Genomic DNA, 18580 nt, shown 5'->3' on the forward strand with positions numbered 1-18580 from the left:
CCGCCGGCCGAAGCCTGCCTACGCTGGATCCATCAGCCCCTGCACGGAAGGGGGGCGCCCCATGGCCTCCCCATCGAAGGCGGGCGCGGCTCTCGCCGCGCTGCGCGAGGATCTGGTCGGCGACGTGTTCGCTCCGGGCGACCCGGGCTACGACGAGGCCCGGACCGTATTCAACGTGATGATCGACCGGCGGCCCGCGGTCATCGCCCAGTGCGTGGACGAGGACGACGTCGTACGGGCCGTGCGGTTCGGCAGGGACCTGGACCTCAACATCGCGGTACGCGGCGGCGGACACAGCGTGGCCGGCACGGCGGTCAACGACGGCGGCCTGGTCGTCGACCTGCGGCACATGCGCGCGGTGAGCGTCGATCCCGCGGCCGAGGCGGTGCGGGTCGCGGGCGGCGCCACGATGAGCGACCTGGACCGTGCCTGCCAGCCGCACGCCCTCGCCACGACCGGCGGCCGGGCCTCCACGACCGGGGTCGGCGGTTTCGTCCTCGGCGGCGGCTCCGGCTGGCTGGACCGCTGGTGCGGACTGGCCGTCGACAACCTGCTCGGCGTCGAGCTCGTCACCGCCGACGGCGAACGGGTCCACGCGAGTGCCGACGAGAACCCGGAACTGTTCTGGGGCCTGCACGGCGGCGGCGGCAACTTCGGCGTCGCGACCGCGCTCACCCTGAAGCTCCACGAGCTGCCCGAGTTCTCCATCGCGCTGGTCCTCTACCTTCCGGAGTTCGGCCCCGAGGTCGTCCGCACCTACCGCGAGCTGATCGCCGCGGCCCCGGACGAGGCGAGCGGCGGCGCGCTGTATCTCACCGGCCCGCCCGAGGAGTTCGTACCGCCGCACCTGGTCGGCACGGTCCTGTGCGGTGCGCTGCTGACGTACGCCGGGCCCGAGCAGGACATGCGGAAGCTGGCGGAGCCCCTGCTGGCGCTGCCGCACGAGTCCGAGATCGTCGGGGCGATGCCGTACGCCGATGTCCAGTGCATGCTCGACGATCCGCCGGGGATGCGGAACTACTGGTCGGCGGAGTACCTGACGAGTGCGCCGGACGCCTATCTGGAGGCGTTCTGCGCCCGGGGCGAGTCCATGCCGCCGACCGGGACCATCCATGTGCTGTTCCCGCTGGGCGGCGCGATCGCGACGGGCCCGCGCGAATACCCCGTGCCCTACCGCGACGCGCCCTGGGCGGTCCATCCGTTCGGGATCTGGGAGGACCCCGCGGACGACGAGCGGTGCATCCAGTGGGTCAGGGACGTCCGCGCCGACGCGCGCCCGTGGAGCACAGGCGCGGTCTACCTCAACTTCATCGGTGACGAGGGCGCCGAGCGGGTCGTGGCCGGAGTCGGCGCCGAGAACACCCGTCGGCTGGCGGAACTGAAGCGCCGCTACGACCCGGACAACGTCTTCCGGTTCAACCACAACATCCGGCCGGCCTGACCACCGTCACCAGGCTCGCCGGAACGCCGTCAGCGTCCGTTCCCCGCCCGGATCGCCGGCCGTCGCCGGCACTAGGGCGATCTCGTCGAGCCCGGCGTCAGCGTACTGCGCCACACGCGCGCGTACGGCGTCCAGGTCGCCCACCAGACCGACCGTGCCGGCGGCCGCCGCGGGCAGTGCCCGCACCAGCGTGCCCGGGTCGGCGCCGGTACGGGCGAGCTCGACCGCCTCCCCGAGGCCGGCCGCCTCGAACATGTCGCTGTAGCCGGGCACCGTCAGATACCCGGCGACGCTGCGCAGGACCTGCGCGAGGGACTCCGGGTCCGGGTCGACGGCGGCCGGCAGCCAGGAGGCCAGCGTCGGTGGCGTACGGCCCGCGCGTTCGGCGGCCGCCGTCAGCTTGGCCCGCAGCGTCCGTACCTGGTCCGGGGTGACGATGTCGAGCAGCATCCGGTCGGCGTGCGTCGCGGCCGTGGCGATGGCGCGGTCGCCGAACGCGGCGACGGTGAGCGGGCCGCCGGGCGGTGGGAGGCGGCGCGGGAAGACGCTGCCGGGGACGACGGGCTCACCGGGCTCACCGTGCAGGAGGACGCGCAGGGCTGCCGCGGAGGCCTCCATCGCCGCCGCGGGCCGTACCCGCGGCACCCCGTGCACGTCCTCGACGACCCGCTTGCTGGACGTCCCCAGCGCCACCCCGACCGGCCGCCCGGTGACGGCGGCGACCGAGGCGGCACCCCGCGCGATCCCGAACGGCTCGCGCACCGACACCGCCACCGGACCGGCCGTCAGCGCGACCCGCTCGGTGGCCCGCCCGATGGCCGCGGCGAGGACGAAGGAGTCCCAGGTCGGCCCCTCCCCCGCCCACACCTCGCGGTACCCGAGCCGATCGGCGGCCACCGCCACCCGCAGCGGCTCCTCGATGGGACTGTCGTCCTCCCGTGCCACGGCAACCACGCTGAAGTCCATGCCGACGCCGCTACCCCGCCGAGCGCGCCTCAAGCCGACGCGATGATCCCCTTGGCGGCGGGGCATGCGACGGTCCGGATATGTCGCGGCGGCGTGCCCACGGGTAGCGTCCGCCTCATGGACAGCGGTACGGGCGGTATGAGCAGCGGATTCGACACCCACAGCGCCGGGATCACCGTGCGCCGGGCGCTGGAGCTGCCCGGTCTGCGCAGCGGGCTCCCGGAGGTCCTCGCGGGTGCCGAGCGGCTGGGGCGGACCGTGCGCTGGGTGCACGCGGGCGAGGTGCCCAACATCGCCTCGCTGCTGAAGGGCGGGGAACTGCTGCTGACCACGGGCTACGGCATCGGCACCCGCCCCGCGGACCAGCGCGCGTTCGTGCGCACCCTGGCCGAGCGGGGCATCGCGGCCCTGGTCATCGAGCTGGGCACCCGCTTCACCCGGCTGCCCGCCACGCTGGTCGACACGGCACGCGCGGCCGGTCTGCCACTGGTCCAGCTGCATCGCGAGGTACCGTTCGTGACGGTCACCGAGGAGATCCACACCGAGATCGTCAACGGCCACTACGCGCTGCTGCAACGCGCGGAGGAGGTGCACCGCCGCTGCACCGAGGCCCTGCTCGGCGGCGGCGGAGTGCCCCAGGTCCTCGGCATCCTGGCCGACTTCAGCGGCAACCCGGTCTTCCTGGAGACGACGGACGGACAGCTGCTGTACGCCGCCGGGGCAGGCCCGCAGGGTGCGGATCCGCTTCAGGTGTGGGAGGGGTTGCGAGGGCAGCACAAGGACGGCCCGCCGCCCGCCGGTTCGGTGCTGGTGGACGTTCCGGGCGGCGGCCCGGGAACGGTGTCGGTCCGGGCCAGGCTCGCGCTCCTTCCGGTACGGGGCCCTCTCGCGCCGGTGCACCGGATCGCCGCCGAGCGGGCCGCGGGCATCCTGGCCGTGGTGCTGATGCAGGCACGGCAGGAGGAGGAGCTGGCGGCGCGCGGGCGCGGCGACTTCCTGACCGACCTCGCGGAGGGCCGGGTCGCCGCCGAGGACGCCGCGGCACAGGCGCGCGTGCTCGGCTTCAAGCCGGGTGACGGCCCGCTGCTGCCGGTCGTGATGCGGCTGGGCGACGCGCTGTCCCCGGGGGGCGGCTGGGCGGTGCTGGCGCGCGCGGTCGGCGAGGAGCTGGCGTCCGTCGGTGTGCCGGTGCTGTTGGGCGTACGGCCCGTGGAGGGCCGGGTGCCGCTGCTGCTGGGGCTGCGTGCGGAGGCGGACCGGTCGGCGGTCGCGGACCGGGTCGCGGTGGCGCTGCGGGCGGGTGTGGAGCGGGCCGGGGTGCAGCGGCCGGGCGCGGCACCGCCGGTCGTGGTCGTCGGCGTGGCCGGCGGCTGGGCGGCGGCCTCGGCGGGCCTCAGACACGCGGCGGAGACAGCGACGGCGGCGCAGGGCCTGAGCGACCGCCCCTGGTACGACGCCCGGCGCCTGGACATCGACCTGCTGCTGTGGCGGCTGCGGGACCACCCGGACCTCGCGGCCTTCGTGGACCGCGCGATCGGCCCGCTACGCGACCACGACAACCGCTCGAAACCGCCCCTGCTGCCCACCCTGGAGACCTACTTGGCCCACGCGGGCCGCAAGGCGGAAACGGCCCGCGAGCTGCACCTCAACCGGCAGACGCTGTACAACCGCCTCGCCCGCATCGGCGAGTTGCTCGGCACCGACCTCGACGACCCGCAGACGGTACTGGCGTTGAGCCTGGCGCTGCGGGCGCGCAGACACGCGGGGTAGACATCGCGGGCGCGGACGCGCGTGCCGGGCGCCGTAGGTGCTGTGCGGGACTTTCGAAACACCCCCTAGATCACGAACCGGGGCTGCGTCAACTCGTCGTACACGCTGAGGACCTGGGCCACCGTCTCGTCCTCGGTCGGCCAGGTGGCCGTCTGCCGCACGCCGCGCTCCCTGAGCAGCTCCCGCCGCTCGGGGTCGTCGAGCAGCCGTACGACGGCGTCGGCGAGGGCCTTCGCATCGCCGTACGGGACGAGTTCGGCGGCGTCGCCGACGAGTTCCGGCACGCCGCCCACCTCGGTGGCGACGAGCGGCACACGCGCGTGCAGGGCCTCCTGGGCGAGGACGGACCGCGACTCCCAACTGCTGGGCAGCAGCGCCACATCGGCGGCGGCCAGCAGCTCGGAGACGTCGTCGCGCCGCCCGATGAGCCGCACGGGCAGCTCCTCGTCCTCGATCCGCCGCTGGAGCTCGGCCCGCTGCGTCCCCTCCCCCGCGATCACGACCAACGGCACGGGGTCGAGCCGCAGCCACCCGCGCGAGGCGTCCAGCAGCACGTCGTACCCGCGGTGCCGCTCCAGCGAGCCGACGGCGATCAGCAACGGCCGCCCGGTGGCCCCGAGTTCGGCCCGGACCTTGGGACGCAGCCGGTCGGGGTCGTCGTGCTCGACGGCACGCAGGGGCCCCGGCATGGCGACCGCGGCGAGGCGGGCGTCCCGGGCGCCGGTCCGGCGGGCCCGGTCGACGAGCGCCGAGGTGGTCCCGAGGACGACGGAGGCGGCCTTGACGACCCGCCGCTCCAACAGCCGTACGAGATGGGCGCGGGCTCCCTCGGCATGGGCCCGGTCGTGCCAGGTGACGACGAGCGGGGTGCGCCGCCCGCTCAGGGCGAGCACCGCGCGGAAGGAGGCGTGCAGCCCGTGGGCGTGCACCAGGTCGGCGTCCGCGCACGCCGCCCGCAGGGCCGCCACGGAGCCGGGATCGCTGCTGCGCGGCACATGCACGTGGTCGGCGCCGGCCCCCGTGAAGTCATAGAGCTGATCGGCCTCGACGGGGGCACACACGGTGACCCGCACGCCCCGCGCGACCAGCCCCGACGCCAGTGATCGCACATGCGCGCTGCTGCCGGCGTTGCCACCGCCCAGCACCTGCACGGTGCGCAGCGAGGACTGGCCGTGCGGTGCATGGCTGCTCACGGGGGTCACCTGGCCGGGGCTCCTGCTTCGGGTCGGGCGGTCACGAAGAACGTACAGAAGGATCGGGCGGACGGGGTGTACCGCGGGGACCCCTACGCGTACGACGTGTTTACGCCAAGGATGCCAGGACGTACGGCCGTTCCGGGAACGCCGGCAGGCCCCGGGCGGCCCGGGTGCCGGGCAACTCGGTGACCGGAGTCACCTGCACGAGTGATCCGGGGTGGGGATGGTGGCCGAACATGCGCGCGTGGAGCACCTTTCGCCGACCGGCGTGCACCGGCGTGCCGCACCGGGCCGTACCGACCTCACGGCGCGCCGACTCCCCGCGCGACCTCGCTCACCTTGTCGCCGTACACCGCCGCGGCTACGACGGCGGCGGCGTGAGCGACCAGTCCGGCCCGGCCGTTCCCGGCGACGACAGCGGCACCCAGGGCCGCGCCCAGCGCATGGGCGCCGGTGTCCCCGATCATCGCCCGCTCCCCGAGGTCGTCGGGCAGGACGGCCGCGGCGGCCCCCATGGCACCGGCGGCCAACGCGCCACCGTGCCCCGGGCGCAGCAGCCCCGGCGCACCGAGCGCGAGCACCGCGGCGGCGGCCCGTCCGGGCCGTACGTCCACGAGGTTCACGAAGTGCGCGGCGCCGGCGATCACGACCCCGGCGAGCAGCTTGTCCAGCGGCCGTTCCTTCAGCATGGCCCCCGCGACGAGCCCGGCGGCGGACATCCCGACCAACTTGACGGCCCCGCTGGTGACTTCACCGCCCCGAAGCGCGCCCAGATGCGCCCGGAACCCACGCCGGGAGTCTCCGACGCCCGCCACATCGTCGTAGGCCCCGCAAACCCCCGCGACCGCCACGGCAGCTCCTGCGGCCGGCGAGACCCGCCCGGCCCCGACCGCGGCCGCCAGAGCCGCGGCGGGCCCGGCGTACAACTCCACGGTCCGCCCGGCGTAGTTCTTCCGCTCCCAGCGCTCACGACCGCCGGGCGCCTTGGCGCGCAGGGCGGCGACGGCGGCGCGGGTGAGGGCCGCGGAGAGACCGAAGGCGGTGGTCCGAGAGGCACGTTCGCGCATGCGGCCACCCTACGGACCGTCACTGACAACCCGGCCCCACCCCTCCCGCCCAGTCGAGCGCGGCCGCCCACACGGGAGGCCCCGCCCTCCTACGCGTCGGCGCGGGCCGTCGCCAGCAGTTCCTCCGCGTGTGCCCGCGCGGTCTCCGAGTCCTCCTGTCCGGCGAGCATCCGGGACAGCTCCCGGATCCGCTCCTCGCCCTCCAGGACCTTCACGCCGGACCGGGTGACCGACCCGTCGTTGGTCTTCTCGACGAGCAGCTGCCGGTCGGCGAAGGCGGCGACCTGCGGCAGGTGGGTCACCACGACGACCTGCGCGGTCTTGGCCAGCCGGGCCAGCCGCCGGCCGATCTCCACGGCCGCCTTGCCGCCGACGCCCGCGTCGACCTCGTCGAACAGATACGTGGGCACGGGATCGGTCCCCGCGAACACGACCTCCACGGCGAGCATCACGCGCGAGAGCTCACCGCCGGACGCGCCCTTGGCGATCGGCCGGGGCGGCGCTCCCGGGTGCGGGGCGAGCAGCAGCTCGACCTCGTCCGCGCCGGCCGGCCCATAGGCGACCGTACGCCCGCCGACCTCCACGCCCTCCGGGTCCTCGGTCTGCCGGATGTCGAAGGACACGCGCGCGTGCGGCATCGCGAGCGAGGCCAGCTCCGCGGTCACCGCGGCGGCGAACCGCTCGGCGGCGTCCGTCCGCGCGTCGGTCAACGCCTGCGCCAGCCCGCCCAGCTCGGCCCGCAGCGCGTCCCGCTCGGCGGTCAGCTCGCCGATCCGCTCGTCGTCGCCGTCCAGCTCGGTCAGTCGCGTGGCGCTCTCCTCGGCCCAGGCGAGCACGGCGGTGACGTTCTCGCCGTACTTCCGCGTGAGCGCGGTCAGCGCGGCCCGCCGCTCCTCGACGGCCGCGAGCCGCAGGGGATCGGCGTCCAGGTCGTCGGCGTACCCGGCCAGCTCCCCGGCGACATCGCCCAGCAGGATCCCGATCTCCCCGATCCGGTCGGCCAGCGCGGACAACGCCGGATCGTGCGACCGCACGGCGTCCAGGGCCCGCTGCGCACCCGCGACGAGCGTCGCCGCGTCGATGCCCTCGGGATCCTCCGGATTGCCGGCGAGCGCGGCGTGAGCGGCCGTGGCGGCGGACGACAGCGCCTCCGCGTGCCCCAGCCGCTCGGCCTCCTCCGCCAGCTCCACGTCCTCCCCGGCGCGCGGCTCGACACCCGCGATCTCGTCCAGCCCGAACCGCAGCATGTCGGCTTCCTGAGCCCGCTCACGCGCGCGCGTGACGATCTCGTCCAGCTCGACGGAGACGGCCCGCAGTCGCCGGTACGCCTCGCCGTACTTGGCGAGCGGCACGGCGACGGCGTCCCCGGCGTACCGGTCGAGCGCCTGCCGCTGCCTGGCCAGCTTCAGCAGGCCCTGCTGATCGGTCTGCCCGTGCACGGCCACCAGCTCGTCCGCGAGCTCGGCCAGCATCCCCACGGGCACACTGCGCCCGCCCAGATGCGCCCGCGACCGCCCCTCGGCGGAAACGGTACGGCTGATCAGCAACGCCCCGTCGTCGAGCTCCGCCCCGGCCTCCTCGACCCGTACGACGACCGGCGCCCCCGAGGGCACGGCGATCCGCCCCTCCACGACCGCCTTCTCGGCCCCGATCCGCACGAGCGCCGGGTCCGCCCGTCCTCCGAGCAACAGACCCAGGCTCGTGACCACCATGGTCTTGCCCGCACCCGTCTCACCCGTGACCGCGGTGAACCCCGGCGACAGCTCGACGACCGCGTCATCGATGACTCCGAGCGACCGTATCCGCATCTCCTCCAACACGGACACGACCTTACGAGGTCGGGTACCGGGGATGCGACGCCCCCCGGTCCCAGTCATGTGAAGGTCCAGGTGACGAATGCGTATCGGCAGCACATTGTCACCCAGGCGAGTGTCACGCCCCAAGGGGCGCGGGGAACTGCGCGACCAGCCACAACGGCCCCGCAGCCGCCAACGCACCCCTCACGCCACGGCGAACGGGCTAATGCGGCGCACCTCGCCACCCAGAAACCGGCAACGCAAACTTCGCCACAAGCCGATCCGTGAACGAAGCATGATGCAACCGAGCGAGCCGCACCGGCACAGCCCCCCGCCGAACCTCCACCCGAGCCCCCGGCGGCAACTCGACAGTCCGCCGCCCGTCACACCACAGAACCCCCGGCGGGATATGCGGCAGAACCTCCACCGCAAGCACAGAATCCGGCGACGTCACCAACGGCTTCGCGAACAACGCGTGCGCACTGATCGGCACCATCAGCAACGCCTCCACCTCGGGCCACACCACAGGCCCACCCGCCGAGAACGCGTACGCCGTGGACCCGGTCGGCGTGGACAGCACGATCCCGTCGCACCCGAACCCCGTCACCGGCCGCCCGTCGATCTCCAGCACGACTTCGAGCAGCTTCTCGGCCCCGGCCTTCTGCACGGCCGCCTCGTTCAACGCCCAGTCCGTGTGCACGATGTCGCCGTTCTGATGCACGACGACATCGACCGTCATCCGCTCCTCGACCTCGTACGCCTTGGTCACGACCCGGTCGACGACCTTGTCGAGATCGTCCCGCTCGGCCTCCGCGAGGAAGCCGACCCGCCCGAGGTTGACGCCCAGCATCGGCACCCCGGACGCCCGGGCGAACTCGGCGCCGCGCAGCAGCGTCCCGTCGCCGCCCAGCACTATCAGCAGCTCGCACCCGTCGAGGCACTGAGGAGTCGCCTCCTTGACTAGCTCCACCTCGGGCGGCAGCGGCAGGTCGGCGGCCTCGTACTCCAGCACCCGCACACCGATCCCGGACTGCTGCAGTCCCTTGACCACCAGCTCGGCGCTGCGGATCGCCGCGGGCCGCCCCGTGTGGGCGAGCAGAAAAACAGTACGAGCTCGGTTCGGTGTCAACGCGGCCCCTCCGCAACTGCACGGTCAACGTCGGCCGGGTCCAGGGCGGGTGCCCCGGCACGCAGCCACAGAAAGTACTCGACGTTCCCGGAGGGTCCGGGCAACGGACTCGCCGTGACGCCCTTCACTCCGAGCCCGAGTTCCCACGCCTTCTCGGCGACTCCCCGCACGGCCTCCGCCCGCAGCTGCGGACTCCGTACGACTCCCCCGCTGCCCAGCCGTTCCTTCCCCACCTCGAACTGCGGCTTGACCATCATCACCAGATCGGCGTCCTGTTTCACGCACCGCACCAGGGCGGGCAGTACCAGGCCGAGCGGGATGAAGGACAGATCCCCCACGACAAGATCCACTGGCTCCCCATCGATCGCTTCGAGCGTCAACTCGCGTACGTTCGTACGGTCCTTGACGGTGACGCGTTCATCACTCTGGAGACTCCAGGCGAGTTGTCCGTATCCGACGTCCACGGCGACGACATGGGCGGCCCCGGACCGCAGCAGGACATCGGTGAAACCCCCGGTGGACGCGCCGGCGTCCAGCGCCCGCCGCCCCTTCACCACGAGTCCCTGGGGCACGAAGGCCTCCAGCGCGCCCGCGAGCTTGTGCCCGCCGCGCGAGACGTACTCGGGGTCGCTGCCGTCGGTGGACACCACGATCGCCGCCGCGGTCTCCACCTGCGTGGCCGGTTTGGTCGCGACGGTCTTGCCGACGGTGACCCGTCCGGCGGCGATCAGCTGGCTGGCGTGCTCGCGCGAGCGCGCGAGCTTCCGGCGGACCAGCTCCGCGTCGAGACGGCGGCGTGCGACTCCTGCCACGTTCGGTTCAGCTCCTGCTCTCGTACGGCGATCGATAGGTGCGACCCGAAGGGTCTCATCGAGGGGTGGTGGTCGGGTGACGGGCGGGAGCCGGAGGTCCCGGGCGGGCGTCGAGCGCGGTGAGCGCGTCGCGCAGCCCCCGGTGTACATCCTCGTACACCTCGACGTGCCCGTCGGTGGCGAGGTGGTCGGCATCACCCAGCCGCTCCAGCTGGGCGTCGACGTCGGCGTTGCCGGTGGGGGTGCGGGGGATGTTCAGCGGGGCGGGGGCGGCCGGGTCGTACTCGGGTTCGACCGCCGCGGCCGTCTCGACCCCTTCTGCCGCCTCCCGGGGGATCGCCGGGATCTCCGTCTCCGGAACCGTGTCGCTCATGCCCAGACGCTACCCCGAACCGCTGGGGTACCGTCGATCGCGATGGCCACGACTGAGGAGTGCCGCGCCGCACTCGAAAAGCTTTCGGACAACATGCAGCGCGCCGAAGGGGACGCCCGCACGGCCGCGGCCCTGGACCGCTCGGTGAGCTGCCACATCACCGACCTGGACGTCACCTTCGCCGGCCGTATGTCGGGCGGCCGGATCCATGTCCACGAGACGTTCCAGGGCCCGCCCCGTGAGAAGGCCCAGATCAGACTGAGCATGACCGGCGACGACCTGGTCGCCCTGGTCGACGGCGAGCTGCACTTCGCCAAGGCCTGGGGCTCGGGCCGGGTGAAGCTGCACGCGGGCGTGCGTGACCTGCTGACGCTCAGGAAGCTTCTGTAGCCGCCACCTTCTCGGCTGCCGCCACCTTCTCGGCCCGGCCGCCCTGGTCGACCCGCTCCTTCCTGACCTGCTCACGCGCCTTCCGTGCCGCCGGCACCACCAGCGGGGTGCCCGTCTCCGGGTCGTCGATGACCTGGCACCGCAGCCCGAACACGTCCTCGACCAGCTCGGCCGTGACGATGTCGTTGGGCGCGCCCTCGGCGATCACGGCCCCGCCGCGCAGGGCGATGAGGTGCGTGGCGTACCGGGCGGCGTGGTTGAGGTCGTGCAGTACGGCGACCAGCGTGCGCCCCTGCTCCTCGTGCAGTTCGGCGCACAGGTCGAGGACGTCGATCTGGTGCTGGATGTCGAGGTAGGTCGTCGGCTCGTCGAGCAGCAGCAGCGGCGTCTGCTGGGCGAGTGCCATCGCGATCCACACGCGCTGGCGCTGACCGCCGGACAGTTCGTCGACATAGCGATCCGCGAGTTCGGCGACCCCGGTCTGCTCCATCGACTCCTGGACGACCCGCTCGTCCTCGGTCGACCACTGCCGCAGGATGCCCTGGTGCGGGTACCGGCCGCGGCCCACCAGGTCGGCGACGGTGATCCCGTCGGGCGCGATCGACGACTGCGGCAGCAGCCCCAGCGTGCGCGCGACCTTCTTCGCCGGCATCGACTGGATGACCTGCCCGTCCAGCAGGACCCGGCCCTGGCTGGGCTTGAGCATCCGTGACAGGGCCCGCAGCAGCGTCGACTTGCCGCAGGCGTTCGGGCCGACGATCACGGTGAAGGAGTTGTCGGGTATCTCCACCGACAGTTGCTCGGCGATGACCCGCTGGTCGTAGGCGAGGGTGACGTTGTCGGCGGACAGGCGGTTCACGGTGCTCCTTCGGTTGTTCAGCCCACTGCTGTTCTCGTTGCTCTTGCCGACGCTCATATCCGGCCCGCCTTGCGCTCGGTGACCAGCAGCCACAGCAGATACACGCCGCCGAGCACGCCCGTGACCACGCCCACGGGCAGTTGGTCGGCGCCGAAGACCCGCTGGGAGATCCAGTCGGCGCAGACGAGAAGGGCCGCGCCCATGCACAGGGAGGGCAGCAGGTTCGGCCCGGGCGAGCGGGTCAGGCGCCGGGCGAGCTGCGGGGCGGTGAGCGCCACGAAGCTGACGGGGCCCGCGGCGGCGGTGGCGGCCGCGGTGAGCAGCACGGCCGACAGCATCAGCAGCAGCCGTACGCGTTCCACGCGCACCCCGAGTGCGTACGAGACGTCGTCGCCCATCTCCATCATCCGCAGCCCCCGCGCGTTGGCGAGGACGAGCGGCACGAGGACGGCACAGAGCGCGAGCAGCGGCCAGACCTGGGCCCAGTCGCGGCCGCTGAGGGAACCGGTCATCCACACGACCGAGCGGGCCGCGTCGACCAGGTCGGCCTTGGTCAGCAGATAGCCGTTGACCGCCGTCATGATCGCGGACATGCCGATACCGACCAGGACCAGTCGATAACCGTGCACGCCGCGCTTCCAGGCGAGCAGATAGATGGCGAGACCGGTCGCGAGTCCGCCGACCAGCGCGCCCACGGTGACCTGGGCGGAGTCACCGGAGAACAGCACGATCACCACGAGCGCCCCAGCCGTGGCCCCCTGCCCGAGACCGAGGATGTCCGGGCTGCCCAGCGGGTTGCGGGACAGCGCCTGGAACAGCGCACCGCCGAGACCGAGCGCGGCCCCGACGAGGAGCCCGACCAGGACCCGCGGCAGCCGCAGCTCGTTGACGATGAACTCCTGCCCCGCGTTCCCGTCGCCGACCAGCGTCTTGAGCACGTCGCCCGCCGGGATCGGGAAGTCGCCGGTACCGATCAGCACGACGCTCGCGGCGAGCGCGGCGAGCAGCAACAGCGCGACGACGGTCAGCGCCCGGACGTCCAGCCGGACGGAGAGCCCGCCCGGGCCCCGCACGGCGCGGTTGGCCCGGGACGCCCGAGCCGGCTTCACGGCACTCTTCGCCCCGGCCGGCACGCCACTGTCCGCTTCGCTCGTCGTTTCCTTCTTGAGTGCGGTCTTCACAGCTGGGCCGTCCTCCGCCGTCGTACGAGAAAGATGAAGACCGGTCCGCCGAGGATCGCGGTGACGATGCCGACCTGGAGCTCCGAGGGCCGGGCCACGATCCGGCCGAGCACATCGGCGCCGAGCAGCAGCACGGGCGACAGGACGGCCGCGTACGGCAGGATCCAGCGCAGGTCGGGCCCGGTGAAGGAGCGCACGACGTGCGGCACCATCAGGCCGACGAACACGATCGGCCCGCAGGCCGCGGTCGCGGCCCCGCACAGCACGGTGGCGGCGAGCATCGACAGCACCCGGGTGCGGTTCAGGTTGGCGCCGAGGGCCTTGGCGGTGTCGTCACCCATCTCCATGGCGTTCAGCGGCCGGGCGAGCGCGAGCGCGAGAACCATGCCGACGACGAGGAACGGCAGCACCTGCCTGATCGTCGCGTCCGTCGCCGAGGTCAGCGAGCCGACGGTCCAGAAGCGCATCTTGTTCAGCGCCGCGTCGTCCATGATCATCACGGCCTGGAGATAGCCGTACAGCGCGGCGCTGATCGCCGTGCCGGCGAGCGCGAGCCGCACCGGCGTGGCACCCCGGCTGCCGCCGAGGAACCAGACCATCGCCCCGACCACGGCAGCGCCGAGGAAGGCGAACCAGACATAGCCGCTCAGGCTGGTGACGCCGAAGAAGGTGATGGCGGTGACGACCGCGGCGGACGCGCCCGCGTTGATGCCGAGCAGCCCGGGATCGGCCAGCGGATTACGGGTGAGCGCCTGGAGCACGGCCCCGGCCAGCCCGAGCGCGGCACCCGCGAGCAGCCCGAGGACGGTACGCGAGATCCGGTCGTCGACCACGACGTCCCCGTAGGTCCCGGAACTCTCGAACAGTCCGTGCCAGACCTCCCCCAGAGACAGCTGTTTCGCCCCGATCGCGATGCTCGCCAACGCGACGACCACCAGAAGCAGGACAGAGACGAGCAGCCCAACGGCACGTATCGTCCGTCGGGTTGGGGGCGCGGACGGGGACTCCGCGCGCTGTTCGGGAGGACTGTCGACCAACACGCAGTTAGGTTAGCCTACCCTCCCATTCAGCCACGATCCCGCCGCACGACGTCACAACCCCGGCCACGGTTCCGCCCCGCGGCGTCACAACCCCAGCCGTGCCAGCTCCTTCCCCGCGTCCAGCGTGCACGAGCCGTCCCCGGCCGCCGTCCAGGCCGCCGCGCACAGCGCCCTCAGCCCGTCCAAGGCCGTACCGTCACCGTCGAGTTCCAGCCGCTCGGCCCTGGCGGTCGCCGTCCAGCCACCGCACCGGAAGCCCTCCCCGGCCGGCACGACGTCCGGCTGCCCGCCGAGCAACCCCCGCAGATCGGCGTCGACATACGTCGGCCGGTGCTGCGGCGGCGCGGCCAGCAGCAGGGCGCCGTCGGTCACTCCGGTCAGCACGAGCAGCGAGTCGACCTCCCCGTTGAACGCGCCCTCGATGTCCGTGTCCAGCCGGTCCCCGACCACCAGCGGCCGCTCGGCACCCGTCCGCAGAATCGTCTCCCGGTGCATCGGAGGCAACGGCTTGCCCGCCACCTGCGGCTCGGCCCCGGTGGCGATCCGCACGACCTCCACCGCGGCCCCGTTGCCCGGCGCGATCCCGCGCCCGCTCGGAATCGTCAGGTCGGTGTTGGACGCGAACCACGGCACCCCGCGCGCGACGGCGTACGAAGCCTCCGCGAACCGCCCCCACGGCAGCTCGGGCCCGCCGAACCCCTGCACCACCGCCGCCGGATCGTCGTCCGCCGACTCCACGGGCTCCAGCCCACGCTCCCGCAGCGCCACCCGCAGCCCCTCCCCACCGATCACGAGTACCCGCGCCCCCGCCGGCACCTGCTCACTGATCAGCCGCGCGACCGCCTGCGCCGAGGTGATGACGTCACCGGCCCCCGTCGGTATGCCGAGCTCCGTCAGATGCGCGGCCACGGTGTCCGGGGTCCGCAGCGCGTTGTTCGTGACGTACGCCAGACGCATCCCGCCGGCCCGGGCCGAGGCCAGCGACTCGACGGCATGCACGATCGCGTCACCGCCCGCGTACACCACTCCGTCGAGGTCGAGCAGCGCCGTGTCGTACGCCTCGCTCAGGGCCTGGCCACAGCCCTCGGGCCTCGTCCTGACGCTCTGGCTCATTCCGCATCGCTCCTCGTTCGACGGCTTTCCCCCGATCATCCCCCATGCCACTGACACCCGTACGATGCCGGGATGAACACAGCAGGTCACCCGGAAGCAACGGAGCGCCGAGGCCTCGAACTGACCCCGTTCCGAGGGCTGCGCTACGACCCCGACCGGGTCGGCGGCCTGGCCGCCGTGACATCCCCGCCGTACGACGTCGTCGTCCGCCCCGACGGCCTGCACCAACTCCAGGACGCCGACCCGCACAACATCGTCCGCCTGATCCTCCCCCAGGCCGCCACCCCCGCCGCCCGCAACGAACAGGCGGCCAGGACCCTGCGCCGCTGGCTCTCCGAGGGCGTCCTGGCCGCCGACCCCGAGCCCGGCCTCTATGTCTACGAACAGCGTGACGGCGACGGCATGCTCCAGCGCGGCGTCATCGGCGCCCTGCGCGTGACGGAGCCCTCGGAGGGCCTGGTCCTGCCGCACGAGGACGTCATGCCGCACGTGGTCGCCGACCGCGCGGCCCTGATGCGCGCCACCTCCGCGAACCTCGAACCCCTGCTGCTGACCTACCGCGGCAACGGCACGGCAGCCGACGCCACGGCAGTCATCGAGCGCACGGTCGAACGCCCGCCGCTCTTCTCGACCACCACGGAGGACGGCTTCAGCCACCGCCTGTGGTCGATCACCGACCCCGCCGACCTGGCCCGCGTCCAGTCCGACCTGACCCGCCACCAGGCCCTGATCGCCGACGGCCACCACCGCTGGGCGACGTACCGCCGTCTACGCGCGGAGCACCCCTCCCCCAGCCCCTGGGACTACGGCCTGGTCCTCCTGGTCGACACGGCCCGCTACCCCCTGCGCGTCCGCGCCATCCACCGCCTCCTGCACGACCTGCCCGTCGCGGACGCCCTGGCCGCCCTCGACGGCCACTTCCGCGTACGCCGCCTCGAAGTCCCGCTGGCCGAGGCCCTGGAGACCCTGGCCGACGCGGCCTGCACGGGCAACGCCTACCTCCTCGCCGGCGACGGTGCCTTCCACCTCCTCGACCACCCGGACCCGGCCCTCCTCGACCGCACGGTCCCCGCCGACCGCCCCGCCGCCTGGCGCACCCTCGACGCCACGGTCCTGCACGCCACCCTCCTCGCCCACGTCTGGCACATCCCCGAGGACGACCCCACCCGCATCGCCTACATCCACGACACCGCCGCCACCGTCAGCAAGGCGGAACGCGACGGCGGTACGGCCGTCCTGATGCACCCGGTCCGCGAGGACGTCGTACGCGAACTCGCCCGCCAGGGCGTCACGATGCCCCGCAAGTCGACGTCCTTCGGCCCGAAACCGGCCTCCGGCCTGGTGCTGCGCGCACTGGACCTCTGAAACGCCGAAGGGCGGGACCCCTCTCCGGAGTCCCGCCCTTCACTTCACGCGTCGCCTACTCCTTGCCGTCCTCGTCGGACCCGGCCGCAGCCTGCTCGTCCTTGAGGCCGTCGCCCTCGGCCTCGTTCCCGCCCTCGCCCTCGTTCTCATCGAGGGCGTCGACGAACTCGACACCGTCCAGCTCGGCAAGCCGGTCGGACGCGTCCGTGCTGCCGTCCTTGTCGGCCTCGACAGCCTTGGCGAACCACTCCCGCGCCTCACCCTTACGCCCCGCGGCCAGCAGCGCGTCGGCGTACGCGTACCGCAGCCGCGCGGTCCACGGCTGTACGGAGCTGGAGGCGAGCTCGGGGCTCTGCAGCGTCACGATGGCCGCGTCCAACTGCCCCATGTCACGCCGGGCGCCGGCCGCGACGAGCCGCATCTCGACCTGCCCGGCCTTGTCCAGCTTGTGCACCTCGGGCGCCCCGGCCATGTCCAACGCCTTCTCCGGCCGCCCGAGCCCACGCTCGCAGTCGGCCATGAGCGGCCACAGGTCCGCGGATCCGGTCATCCGCCGCGCGGCCCGGAACTCGGCGAGCGCCTCGGCGTACTTCTGGTTCGCGTACGCCGCGAACCCACCCGCCTCACGGACGGCCGCCACGCGCGACGCCAGCCGCAGGGCCACCTTGGAGTAGCCATAGGCGCCCTCGGGGTCCTCGTCGATGAGCCGCGCGACCATCACCAGGTTCCTGGCGACGTCGTCCGCGAGCGTCTTCGGCAGGCTCTGCAGCTCCTGCCGTACGTCCTTGTCGATCTCCTCGCCCGTGACGTCCTCGGGGATCGGCAGCCGCTTGATCGGCTCGCGGTCACGATCCCGCTCATCACGGAATCGGCCACCGCCACGCCGGTCGTCACTACCGCGCCGGTCATCCCGCCCACGGAAGCCACCGGGCCGCCCACCACGGTCGTCCCTGCGAGGCCCGCGCCCCCCACGGTCATCCCGTCGATCGTCCCGCCCCCGGAACCCACCGCGCTCGCCCCGGCTGTCGTCACGCCGGAACCCACCGCGGTCCCCACGGTTGTCATCACGCCGGAACCCACCGCGGTCCCCACGGTTGTCATCACGCCGGAACCCACCGCGGTCCCCGCGGTCATCGCCTCGGCGATCATCACGCCGATCATCACGACGCTCGTAACCGCCGCGGTTGTCGTCACGCCGGAAGCCACCGCGGTCACCGCGGTCGCCCCGATCGTCACGCCGGAAGCCGCGGTCACGGTCGTCACGCCGGAACCCACCACGGTCACCGCGGTCACCACTTTCGCGGCGGTCGTCACGGCGGTCGTCACGACGGCCATACCCACGGTCGTCACCCCGACGGTCGTCACGGCGGCCGTAGCTGCCACGGTTGTCGTCCCGACGGAAGCCACCGCGGTCGTCGTCCCGACGCTCGCCCCTGTCGTCCCGACGGAAGCCACCACGGTCGTCGTCCCGACGCTCGCCCCGGTCGTCCCGACGGAAGGCAGGACGGTCCCCGTCGCGCCGGAAGCCCCGGTCACGGTCGTCGCGACGGGGCCCAGAGGGCCGGTCATCGCGCCGAAACGCCGGCCGCCCCCCTCGGTCGTCGCCACCGCGTCGGTCATCCCTGCGGTCATCACGACGGTCGTCGCGGCGACCGTAACCACCGCGGTTGTCGTCCCGACGGAAGCCACCACGGTCACCGCGGTCATCGCCCCGACGATCGTCACGGCGGTCATCACGCCGGCCGTACCCACCACGGCCGGCGCTGCTGCCACCGCGGTCGCTGTCACGACGGAACCCGCCGCGATCCCCTCGGTTGCCACGATCACCGCGGTCACCACTGTCCCGTCGCCGCTGGTCGCGCTCCGGTCGGTCGTCGGGAGAGTTGGTGGACATCGGTGACTCCTGTCTTCGGTACACAAGCATTGTAAAAACGAAAGGACCCCTGGTCCCAGCTGAACGCTGGTGACCAGGGGTCCTTCCCAAAGATTGTTCGGCGGCGTCCTACTCTCCCACAGGGTCCCCCCTGCAGTACCATCGGCGCTGTAAGGCTTAGCTTCCGGGTTCGGAATGTAACCGGGCGT

General features: G+C 73.0%; 17 protein-coding genes and 1 rRNA gene. 4 read left to right on the forward strand and 14 right to left on the reverse strand.

Annotated elements, in window-relative coordinates:
* The first annotated feature begins 61 nt into the window (after nt 1–61).
* Nucleotides 62–1441 (forward strand): FAD-binding protein, encoded by a 1380-nt coding sequence (locus tag ACFZBP_RS32330; RefSeq protein WP_391418231.1) that lies wholly within the window; start codon nt 62–64, stop codon nt 1439–1441.
* A 6-nt stretch (nt 1442–1447) separates the two neighbouring features.
* On the opposite strand, the gene ACFZBP_RS32335 is transcribed toward ACFZBP_RS32330, so the two are convergent.
* A complete protein-coding gene (locus ACFZBP_RS32335; protein WP_383449886.1) occupies nt 1448–2407 on the reverse strand; it encodes an LLM class F420-dependent oxidoreductase in 960 nt (319 codons plus the stop codon).
* Between the two features lie 117 nt (nt 2408–2524).
* Between ACFZBP_RS32335 and ACFZBP_RS32340 the strand changes: the two genes are divergently transcribed.
* Nucleotides 2525–4177, forward strand: coding sequence for a PucR family transcriptional regulator (locus tag ACFZBP_RS32340; protein ID WP_383449885.1), 1653 nt, complete (start codon nt 2525–2527; stop codon nt 4175–4177).
* Nucleotides 4178–4242: 65 nt separating this feature from the next.
* Here the strand turns inward: ACFZBP_RS32340 and ACFZBP_RS32345 are convergent, their stop codons facing one another.
* The 6 genes from ACFZBP_RS32345 to ACFZBP_RS32370 all read right to left on the reverse strand — a co-directional run bounded on the left by ACFZBP_RS32345 (nt 4243) and on the right by ACFZBP_RS32370 (nt 10550).
* Nucleotides 4243–5379 carry a glycosyltransferase gene (locus ACFZBP_RS32345; RefSeq protein ID WP_391418237.1) on the reverse strand — a complete coding sequence of 379 codons (1137 nt, stop codon included), beginning with the start codon at nt 5377–5379 and terminating at the stop codon, nt 4243–4245.
* Nucleotides 5380–5675: 296 nt separating this feature from the next.
* Complete coding sequence (locus ACFZBP_RS32350; RefSeq protein ID WP_391418240.1) at nt 5676–6440, reverse strand: hypothetical protein; 765 nt, start codon at nt 6438–6440, stop codon at nt 5676–5678.
* An 89-nt stretch (nt 6441–6529) separates the two neighbouring features.
* A complete protein-coding gene (gene recN, locus ACFZBP_RS32355) occupies nt 6530–8248 on the reverse strand; it encodes a DNA repair protein RecN (RefSeq protein ID WP_383450162.1) in 1719 nt (572 codons plus the stop codon).
* A gap of 211 nt (nt 8249–8459) precedes the next feature.
* Nucleotides 8460–9365, reverse strand: coding sequence for an NAD kinase (locus ACFZBP_RS32360; RefSeq protein ID WP_383449881.1), 906 nt, complete (start codon nt 9363–9365; stop codon nt 8460–8462).
* Nucleotides 9362–10177 (reverse strand): TlyA family rRNA (cytidine-2'-O)-methyltransferase, encoded by an 816-nt coding sequence (locus ACFZBP_RS32365; RefSeq protein ID WP_391418244.1) that lies wholly within the window; start codon nt 10175–10177, stop codon nt 9362–9364. Before ACFZBP_RS32365 ends, ACFZBP_RS32360 begins: the two co-directional genes overlap by 4 nt.
* A 55-nt stretch (nt 10178–10232) precedes the next feature.
* Nucleotides 10233–10550: a hypothetical protein gene (locus ACFZBP_RS32370; protein WP_383449879.1), complete on the reverse strand. Its 318-nt coding sequence runs from the start codon at nt 10548–10550 to the stop codon at nt 10233–10235.
* A gap of 42 nt (nt 10551–10592) precedes the next feature.
* Between ACFZBP_RS32370 and ACFZBP_RS32375 the strand changes: the two genes are divergently transcribed.
* Nucleotides 10593–10940: an SCP2 sterol-binding domain-containing protein gene (locus tag ACFZBP_RS32375; RefSeq protein ID WP_383449878.1), complete on the forward strand. Its 348-nt coding sequence runs from the start codon at nt 10593–10595 to the stop codon at nt 10938–10940.
* On the opposite strand, the gene ACFZBP_RS32380 is transcribed toward ACFZBP_RS32375, so the two are convergent.
* The 4 genes from ACFZBP_RS32380 to ACFZBP_RS32395 all read right to left on the reverse strand — a co-directional run bounded on the left by ACFZBP_RS32380 (nt 10924) and on the right by ACFZBP_RS32395 (nt 15133).
* Nucleotides 10924–11856: an ABC transporter ATP-binding protein gene (locus tag ACFZBP_RS32380; protein ID WP_383449877.1), complete on the reverse strand. Its 933-nt coding sequence runs from the start codon at nt 11854–11856 to the stop codon at nt 10924–10926. The two genes, ACFZBP_RS32375 and ACFZBP_RS32380, sit on opposite strands and share 17 nt — an antisense overlap.
* Nucleotides 11853–12908: a FecCD family ABC transporter permease gene (locus ACFZBP_RS32385; protein ID WP_383450160.1), complete on the reverse strand. Its 1056-nt coding sequence runs from the start codon at nt 12906–12908 to the stop codon at nt 11853–11855. The genes ACFZBP_RS32380 and ACFZBP_RS32385 overlap by 4 nt, the downstream gene beginning before the upstream one ends.
* Nucleotides 12909–12976: 68 nt before the next feature.
* The gene (locus ACFZBP_RS32390) at nt 12977–14020 is read right to left on the reverse strand and encodes a FecCD family ABC transporter permease (RefSeq protein WP_383449876.1); all 1044 of its coding nucleotides are present in this window, start codon (nt 14018–14020) and stop codon (nt 12977–12979) included.
* An 84-nt stretch (nt 14021–14104) separates the two neighbouring features.
* The gene (locus ACFZBP_RS32395) at nt 14105–15133 is read right to left on the reverse strand and encodes an HAD hydrolase-like protein (RefSeq protein ID WP_383449875.1); all 1029 of its coding nucleotides are present in this window, start codon (nt 15131–15133) and stop codon (nt 14105–14107) included.
* Nucleotides 15134–15205: 72 nt separating this feature from the next.
* Here ACFZBP_RS32395 and ACFZBP_RS32400 point away from each other — a divergent pair, with 72 nt between their 5' ends.
* A complete protein-coding gene (locus tag ACFZBP_RS32400) occupies nt 15206–16498 on the forward strand; it encodes a DUF1015 family protein (protein WP_391418253.1) in 1293 nt (430 codons plus the stop codon).
* A 55-nt stretch (nt 16499–16553) separates the two neighbouring features.
* On the opposite strand, the gene ACFZBP_RS32405 is transcribed toward ACFZBP_RS32400, so the two are convergent.
* The 3 genes from ACFZBP_RS32405 to rrf form a co-directional block, all read right to left on the reverse strand.
* Nucleotides 16554–17324, reverse strand: a complete 771-nt coding sequence (locus ACFZBP_RS32405; protein ID WP_383450158.1) for a hypothetical protein — start codon at nt 17322–17324, stop codon at nt 16554–16556.
* Complete coding sequence (locus ACFZBP_RS32410) at nt 17216–18334, reverse strand: hypothetical protein (RefSeq protein ID WP_391418300.1); 1119 nt, start codon at nt 18332–18334, stop codon at nt 17216–17218. Before ACFZBP_RS32410 ends, ACFZBP_RS32405 begins: the two co-directional genes overlap by 109 nt.
* Before the next feature lie 153 nt (nt 18335–18487).
* A 5S ribosomal RNA gene (rrf, locus tag ACFZBP_RS32415) occupies nt 18488–18580 on the reverse strand; the annotation flags it as partial.

This window comes from Streptomyces sp. NPDC008086 (genome assembly GCF_042957325.1).
Classification (GTDB): Bacteria; Actinomycetota; Actinomycetes; order Streptomycetales; family Streptomycetaceae; genus Streptomyces.

What these genes read in the sequence shown, in the direction of transcription:
- ACFZBP_RS32330 (WP_391418231.1), top strand. Translation starts at nt 62, where the DNA reads ATGGCCTCCCCATCGAAGGCGGGCGCGGCTCTCGCCGCGCTGCGCGAG.
- ACFZBP_RS32335 (WP_383449886.1), bottom strand. Translation starts at nt 2,407, where the DNA reads ATGGACTTCAGCGTGGTTGCCGTGGCACGGGAGGACGACAGTCCCATC.
- ACFZBP_RS32340 (WP_383449885.1), top strand. Translation starts at nt 2,525, where the DNA reads ATGGACAGCGGTACGGGCGGTATGAGCAGCGGATTCGACACCCACAGC.
- ACFZBP_RS32350 (WP_391418240.1), bottom strand. Translation starts at nt 6,440, where the DNA reads ATGCGCGAACGTGCCTCTCGGACCACCGCCTTCGGTCTCTCCGCGGCC.
- recN (WP_383450162.1), bottom strand. Translation starts at nt 8,248, where the DNA reads ATGCGGATACGGTCGCTCGGAGTCATCGATGACGCGGTCGTCGAGCTG.
- ACFZBP_RS32370 (WP_383449879.1), bottom strand. Translation starts at nt 10,550, where the DNA reads ATGAGCGACACGGTTCCGGAGACGGAGATCCCGGCGATCCCCCGGGAG.
- ACFZBP_RS32375 (WP_383449878.1), top strand. Translation starts at nt 10,593, where the DNA reads ATGGCCACGACTGAGGAGTGCCGCGCCGCACTCGAAAAGCTTTCGGAC.
- ACFZBP_RS32380 (WP_383449877.1), bottom strand. Translation starts at nt 11,856, where the DNA reads ATGAGCGTCGGCAAGAGCAACGAGAACAGCAGTGGGCTGAACAACCGA.
- ACFZBP_RS32395 (WP_383449875.1), bottom strand. Translation starts at nt 15,133, where the DNA reads ATGAGCCAGAGCGTCAGGACGAGGCCCGAGGGCTGTGGCCAGGCCCTG.
- ACFZBP_RS32400 (WP_391418253.1), top strand. Translation starts at nt 15,206, where the DNA reads ATGAACACAGCAGGTCACCCGGAAGCAACGGAGCGCCGAGGCCTCGAA.